General features: G+C 31.4%; 8 protein-coding genes. 1 reads left to right on the top strand and 7 read right to left on the bottom strand.

The features are described from left to right. The 6 genes from MR593_RS11965 to MR593_RS11940 form a co-directional block, all read right to left on the bottom strand. A partial coding sequence (locus tag MR593_RS11965) for an amidohydrolase family protein (protein ID WP_290693218.1) occupies nt 1–528 on the bottom strand: 528 nt, incomplete at its 3' end. Nucleotides 529–686: 158 nt separating this feature from the next. Beyond that, complete coding sequence (locus MR593_RS11960; RefSeq protein ID WP_290693215.1) at nt 687–1,097, bottom strand: helix-turn-helix domain-containing protein; 411 nt, start codon at nt 1,095–1,097, stop codon at nt 687–689. A 95-nt stretch (nt 1,098–1,192) separates the two neighbouring features. Next, nucleotides 1,193–1,603: a helix-turn-helix domain-containing protein gene (locus tag MR593_RS11955; RefSeq protein WP_290693212.1), complete on the bottom strand. Its 411-nt coding sequence runs from the start codon at nt 1,601–1,603 to the stop codon at nt 1,193–1,195. A 214-nt stretch (nt 1,604–1,817) separates the two neighbouring features. Then, nucleotides 1,818–2,831, bottom strand: coding sequence for a PD-(D/E)XK nuclease family protein (locus MR593_RS11950; RefSeq protein ID WP_290693209.1), 1,014 nt, complete (start codon nt 2,829–2,831; stop codon nt 1,818–1,820). Between the two features lie 137 nt (nt 2,832–2,968). Continuing rightward, nucleotides 2,969–3,487, bottom strand: coding sequence for a nitroreductase family protein (locus tag MR593_RS11945; RefSeq protein ID WP_290693206.1), 519 nt, complete (start codon nt 3,485–3,487; stop codon nt 2,969–2,971). A gap of 113 nt (nt 3,488–3,600) precedes the next feature. Beyond that, nucleotides 3,601–4,911 carry a M18 family aminopeptidase gene (locus tag MR593_RS11940; RefSeq protein WP_290693203.1) on the bottom strand — a complete coding sequence of 437 codons (1,311 nt, stop codon included), beginning with the start codon at nt 4,909–4,911 and terminating at the stop codon, nt 3,601–3,603. Nucleotides 4,912–5,020: 109 nt separating this feature from the next. On the opposite strand from MR593_RS11940, the gene MR593_RS11935 reads away from it, so the two are divergent. Further along, nucleotides 5,021–5,689 (top strand): DUF1648 domain-containing protein, encoded by a 669-nt coding sequence (locus tag MR593_RS11935; protein ID WP_290693200.1) that lies wholly within the window; start codon nt 5,021–5,023, stop codon nt 5,687–5,689. A gap of 141 nt (nt 5,690–5,830) precedes the next feature. Here MR593_RS11935 and MR593_RS11930 read toward each other — a convergent pair whose 3' ends face one another. Continuing rightward, complete coding sequence (locus MR593_RS11930; protein WP_290693197.1) at nt 5,831–6,475, bottom strand: HAD hydrolase-like protein; 645 nt, start codon at nt 6,473–6,475, stop codon at nt 5,831–5,833. Between the last annotated feature and the right edge of the window lie 373 nt (nt 6,476–6,848).

The following is a 6,848-nucleotide window of genomic DNA, read 5'->3' as shown; positions in this document are numbered from 1 at the left end:
TCCATTTTCCTTGAAAATAACTCCACCCTCTGGATCTGGTGTATCGTTAGTTATGCCTAGCTCCTTCATTGCTAGTGAATTTGCCACACCGTTGTGACCTGATTTGTTAGAAATTATAAGCGGATTTTCAGGTGCTATTTTATCTAGAAAGTCAATTCTCGGATAAGTTTTCTCTGCTAATGTGTTGTAATCAAAATTGTTCGCAGTTATCCAAGCGCCATTTTGGATGTCGTTTTTCTCGATAAATGATTTTATCCTGTCCGCTATATCCTCAAAATCCACAGCATCCTCTAATGACACCTGAAGCTTTGAATTTGCATATCCAAAGAAGTGGCTGTGTGCATCTATAAACGATGGCATCAAAGTCTTTCCTTGTAAATCGACCATTTCTGCATCCTCGTTAGCATTTAGTAGCTTGTCTTTTTTGCCTACACTGCGTATTTTTCCATTTTCAACTAACACAGCATCTGCATATAGCTCGTCTTCTAGAGTTATGATATCTCCATTGTAAAAAAGTTTCTTTGTCATAATCAAACCTCTCTCTTCACAATTATTGATTATTAAATTAATAATTGTCTATATTTTTTACATTTTTATTTATTAAAATGTATTATGTTGAAATAAAATTTCAATCATATGTACAAATACTTTTTTAGTATATCATAAAAATATAGATTACAATATTGCTAAATTAATGAAAAACAATCGATAACAATTTTATCACTCGTCGGTACATAAAACACAAGACCTGCTATTGCTAATAAAATATACAAAACTAAAATTGTAAGCAAAATAATTCCTATAGTTTTCCAAATTCTGCGAGAACGTCTATTTTTTATAGCTAACTGTTCATTAATTCTAGAAAGCTGTTCGGCAACTTCATTATTAGTTTTTTCTGTTTCTATATCTGCACCCAATAATTGTTTTATATCTACTTCCAGTATATCTGCAATTTTTTGTAAAGTTTCTGCATCTGGAACAGAGTAGCCCTTCTCCCATTTTGATACTGTCTGACGAACCACCTTTAACCTTATAGCTAGTTCTTCCTGAGTTAATCCTTTATTCTTTCTCAATGTTTTTATATTTTCTCCAAGCATTTCACACCGCCTCCTTAATTTTTATAATAACATAGTAGTTAAACTATGCTATTACATCAAGCAATGCAAATTAACATTGGGATATATAAAATATTTTATATTTTTTTCTGACTGTATATCTTCTCCTTGATAAAAATTCTAATCTCAAAAAATAGCATAAACAATGTCGCAATCAAAAAACCAATCATAAAAATTTTATGATGAATTGCAAAATATGCGATATATACTACTATTGCAACTAGATATACAATCACTAATATATGCCATTTCTTAGCTGAACTATCAGAAATAATTTTTTCTTTCACATTTTCATTTCCTTTTAACAACTCATCCAAGCTTAAATTCAATTCATCACTTATAACAATAAGATTATCTAAATCTGGGATGCCTTTGTCATTTTCCCATTTTGTAACTGCTTGTCGTGATACATTTAATTTTTCGGCTAACTGTTCTTGTGAAAGCCCCTCTTGATTTCTATATTCCTTTAATCTCTCGCCCAATCTCATTTTTCAGCCCTCCTTTAATTCTTGTCGTTAATATAATAGCCGTTATCTTATTATTAGACAAGAAAAACAGGCTTACATCAATGCTACTTATCGTAGCAAGGCTGTATTTGGTCAATAACTACATTGTAAATCTAGCTTTATAATAGCACTGTAACAATTACCTATAAAAAACAACTCTTTTTCATTTAAAAATACCGCATCTTCTATGTCGTCTTCATAATATATTTTCAAATAAATTATCTACACCTTCAATTATCTGATCAAGTCTTGTTCTTGTATTTATATTATTTATTTCTGCAATAGTCATATGAAAACCAATTTTAAACCTAGTTTTCTTGACATCTCCAACTGATATACAATTCTTCGACTCTGTTTTTTCCATATCTTCTAATAAATTTTTTAAACGCTCGTATAAATATAATCGAATTTCTTTTCCATAATTAGAATCTTTGCATTCTAGCTTGAAAGCTACTCTAGTTTTATTTCCATCAGAATTAAATGGATTGCTTTCTATTTGAGGATATAGTGCATAATCTATTTCTTTTCCATCTTTTTTATACGTTAAACATGTCCAATTCCAAAAGAATGCTAAAAATCCACCCTTTGGATTTGATACAGAGCGCCAACATACTTCTTTTATATTCTTTTGGGCTTGTAAATGACTATAATATCCTTGCCATGTGTCCCAATCCCATTTATTGAGATCATCTTCATATTTATATTTATTAAAAGTTTTTTCTAGTGTTTCTAAATAATCTATATAATCATTTAACAGACCATTTCCTAGACTTCTATATTTTTTAATTACATTTAGCATAGCGTCTCTATTTATTCTTTTATAACCAGCTTCTTCTACACCATTATATGGACTTTCATTACCTATTTTATAATATATATAATGTTTATTATAGTCCTTATATTGTTCTTCAGATTCTATAATTTCTTTGTATCTTTCTAATTGGTTTGAATGATGTGAAGTCTTTACTTTATCTTCTATTACAATTACTTCTGAATTATTTACTTCTACTAATATGTCGATTTTTTTGTACTGTTTTTTTATGTTCACAAATTCTACCTTCAAATCTTCATCTGCTGTAAATAATCTTATGATATCTTGTGATAAATTTTTATATTCCTCGTCTTCGCTATTAGCCCAATCTAACATCCAGCAAATCATAGCATCATTGGTAAGTTCTCCGCCTGCGTAATTAAATATATTCGGTTTCATATTGTTATCCCCTTTCTTATTTATTAGATATTTTTTAAATATTTAACCTTTTAACTTGAGTCTTTTCCCTCTTTTAATTTACTAAAAAAATGGATTCCGAAAATCGAAATCCATCTTCATAAATATCAAACTATCTATTAAACTCTAACTACATATCCATCCTTACGTGGTGCCGCTGGTTTAAGAGGTTCCTTTGCGTAACCTAAAACGCAATGTCCAACGCCTATGTAGTCGCCTTCTACACCCCATTTTTTAAGAAGTGCCTTTCCTTCTTCACTTTCAAATTCTTCTTTAGCTCTGTGAATCCAGCAAGAACCTACTCCTAGTCCGTAAGCTGCATTCATTAGGTTTCCAATTACTAAGCTTCCGTCTTCTACACAAGTAGGTCTATTTTTGTCTGCTAATACTATGACTACTGTTGGTGCTCCATAGAATGGATCTACGTTTTCATTTCCCATTATTTTTGCGTTCATTTTTGATAATTTAGATATAGTTTCTTTATCTTGAACAACTATCATTATAGGTGATTGCTTACCCATTCCTGTTGCTGCATATTCCCCTGCTTCTAGTATAGCATTTAATTCTTCGTCTTTTATTTGTTCGTCTTTATATCCGCGAACACTTCTTCTTCCTTTTAAAGCTTCAAATAATTCCATTTGAATCCCTCCTCATAATATTAAATTACAAATATATTATAGCATAATTTGTATATGCCATTATTTAGGATATTTTTATCAGAACTCTTACTCATATCAATACCCTTATGCAACTATAAACGTTTAAGTACTCCATTTTCCTCCTGAATTATAGAAGTTTTATAAAAACTTTCCATAGCCTTGACCATATAATATGTATCCTTCACTCCCGCAGTTTCATATGCTGAATGCATAGCAAGCTGAGGAAGACCTATATCGACAGTGTTTAAAGACACCTTTGAGTTTGATATATTCCCAAGTGTTGAGCCTCCCGCTATATCAGATCTATTAGTAAAAACTTGATAAGGCACATCAACGTCCTCGCATATACTCTTAAATACAGCCGCTGACATCGAATCAGTAGTATATTTTTGGTTTGCGTTGAATTTTATCACGATGCCCTCGTTCATGTAAGGTCTATTTGTAGGGTCTGATGTTTGTGGGTGATTAGGGTGAACTGCATGGGCGTTGTCGGCTGATACCATGAAGCTGTTTGCAATTGCTGTTAAATATTCCTCTTCAGTTCTTCCTATATCGCTGTTTATTCTCTTTAATGTGTCAACTAAAAAAGTAGATTCGGCGCCTTGCTTAGTTAGGCTGCCCACTTCTTCATTGTCGAAAACTGCGCAAACCTGTACTGTGTCCTCATTTTCTCCAGCTAAAAATCCCTTCAATGATGAAAACGCGCATTGTAGGTCATCTAGCTTTGGAGATGATATAAATTCCTCGTTTGCGCCCCAGATACTGCCATTCATTCTATTGTATAAAAACAAATCGCTGCCTAAGATATCCTTTTCATCCACATAGGCGCTGTCTGCTACTAATTTCATCAAGCTATCCTTTGCATCTACACCCCCGTAAAGTGGCAGCATATCAGCTTGGACGTTGTATTTATAACCGTCGTTTATGTTTCTGTTAAAATGTATTGCCAAGTTAGGTATGACGACTAGATCTCTATCTATGTTGACTAATTTTGATTCGAATTTATTGCCACATTTGACTACGACCTTGCCAGCTATAGAGAGAGGTCTGTCAAACCAAGAGGAAAATATCATTCCTCCGTACTTTTCGACATTTAGCTTCACAAGCTTATTGTCTACTTCGATTTGGTAATTCTCTTTTATCTTAAAAGTAGGCGAATCACTGTGGCTGGCTACTATATTAAAGCCTTTGAAGTTTTTTTGTGGAATCTTAAAGGCTATTATAGATGAATAGTTTCTAATTACATAGTATTTTCCACCTTCCTTTAGCTCCCACACCTTGCCCTCTGAAAGCTCGCAGAATCCATTTTCATCTAGTATATTTTTTATATTGTCTACTGCATGGTAGCAGCTTGGACTTTTTTGTATAAAATCTAATAACTCACTTGTAGTTTTTTTAAACATGACAAAAACCTCCTGTCCTATGTTAAATTTTAATTTTTTAATGTATTTATTTTTCATATATATTATAATAGTTAAATAGCATTATAAATTTGGGAGGAATAATTTTTATATGGACTTTAAAGATAAAAAACTTGTACTTAAAAAAATAATATACTACTTTATAGGTTTTCTACCTCTTATAGTTACTTTTTTTGTATATCCTAATATTCCAGAACAAATTCCCTCTCATTATTCTACTATAGGCGAGGTTGCTAAATGGGGAAATAAGGGAGAAGTTCTAGTTATACCTTTTTTACTTGCTGTATTTACTTATGCTAAGCCGAGAGTTTTTAAGGATGAATTTGAAACTGATATAGAAGATAAAGTCAGCGATTTTGCGACTTTATTGTTTATTGTGTCTGTAAATCTCTTATGCTATCTAGAGCTATATACTTCCCTTAAAGGTGTAGATAGTAAAACTGTATTTAATTTTTATAATTTAATAAGCTGTGTAATTTGCTTTGTATTTATATTCTTAGGGTATGTATTTTTAAATTGCGATAGAGACTCAAGTGTTTCTATAAAGATCCCAAATTATCTGATGAACAACACTATATGGAAAAATTTACATCACAACTTAGGCTCTTATTGGCTATCTAGCAGTATAGTATGTCTGCCCATAGGTATATTGTGCGGAAATACCTACATATTATACCTATTAATTGCAGAAATACTATTTATAATGCTGATACCTATAATTATTATCCTCTACTATATAAGAAAATACAGAAAAAATTAATCTTGTATTATTATACCTAGAAGCTTTGAAATATCTATAGCTTGATAGGTATTTAGTTTACAACCTCTTAGATTTTCCAAATTAACAGATATACCTTGGATATCTGAATTTGAAAAATCTATTCCCTTTAATTTGGTGATTTTATACTATTTGTAAAATATCGTCTATTTTTTCTACTATATAAGTAGCGCCTGCTTCTTCTAGCTCTTCTCTATCTCCATAGCCGTACAATACGCCTACTGAATCTATATTCAGTTGTTTTGCTCCTAAGATATCGTATCGTCTATCCCCCACCATAAGCACGCTGTGGTCTGGTTTTTTGCCTATATTTTCTAGTGCAAAAGATATCACCTCGGGCTTCTTAGTTCTAGTTTCGTCTAGATTACTTCCAGCTATGAAGTCGAAGTACTTGTCTAAATCGAAATGCTCTAGAATCTTTCTACAGTACACCATAGGCTTTGAAGATGCTAGGATGATTTTCTTATCCATTTTCTTAAGCGCCTTTAAAGTTTCCTCCACGCCTTCGTAGACTACATTTTCAAGCATCCCGCCTGCTACATAGTACTCTCTATATTTTTCTATAGCTAGCTTTATTTTTTCCTCGTCATCGCCTAAATACTCTCTAAAAGTCGTACTAAGCGCCGGACCTATATGTCTTTTTAAGGATTCTCTCTCCTTTTCTATCCCAAAATATTTAAGCGAATACTTAATGGAATTAGTTATTCCCAAATCAGATTGTGTAATAGTTCCATCTAAATCAAATATTATCGTCTCGTAATTTTTCATATGTGTCTCCCAATTTCAATTATTTTACCTATTTGATCAGTTAATCAAGTAAGTAATTTTGTTATTTTTTTTATCTAGATACATTTTACTAAATATCTCAAAAAAACAAAAGGCTGTATCCCCAAGATACAGCCTTTTCCCGTACAAAACATATTCATTTTCCCCAAAACGAATTTTAAAACAATAACTAAATTTAAAACAATAAATAATTTTTGTTAAAATATAATCAATCGTAAAGTTGACTATTTCTTTTATTTTTTCTATACTTATATAATAAACTATGGAGTAACTCCATAGTCAACGTTATTTTATAAATAAATATTTTTTAGTAATACCAGGAGACACACAAATGAAGAATTTAACATTTAATATA

Origin of the sequence: Intestinibacter sp. (genome assembly GCF_022780145.1) — a bacterium.
GTDB lineage: Bacteria > Bacillota > Clostridia > Peptostreptococcales > Peptostreptococcaceae > Intestinibacter.
The sequence above is the reverse complement of the archived record's forward strand: the minus strand, read 5'-3'. Positions and strand labels throughout refer to the sequence as shown.

Excerpts from the sequence above, each read along its gene's own strand:
- MR593_RS11950 (WP_290693209.1), bottom strand. The coding sequence starts at position 2,831 with ATGAAACCGAATATATTTAATTACGCAGGCGGAGAACTTACCAATGAT.
- MR593_RS11930 (WP_290693197.1), bottom strand. The coding sequence starts at position 6,475 with ATGAAAAATTACGAGACGATAATATTTGATTTAGATGGAACTATTACA.
- MR593_RS11955 (WP_290693212.1), bottom strand. The coding sequence starts at position 1,603 with ATGAGATTGGGCGAGAGATTAAAGGAATATAGAAATCAAGAGGGGCTT.
- MR593_RS11945 (WP_290693206.1), bottom strand. The coding sequence starts at position 3,487 with ATGGAATTATTTGAAGCTTTAAAAGGAAGAAGAAGTGTTCGCGGATAT.
- MR593_RS11960 (WP_290693215.1), bottom strand. The coding sequence starts at position 1,097 with ATGCTTGGAGAAAATATAAAAACATTGAGAAAGAATAAAGGATTAACT.
- MR593_RS11940 (WP_290693203.1), bottom strand. The coding sequence starts at position 4,911 with ATGTTTAAAAAAACTACAAGTGAGTTATTAGATTTTATACAAAAAAGT.
- MR593_RS11935 (WP_290693200.1), top strand. The coding sequence starts at position 5,021 with ATGGACTTTAAAGATAAAAAACTTGTACTTAAAAAAATAATATACTAC.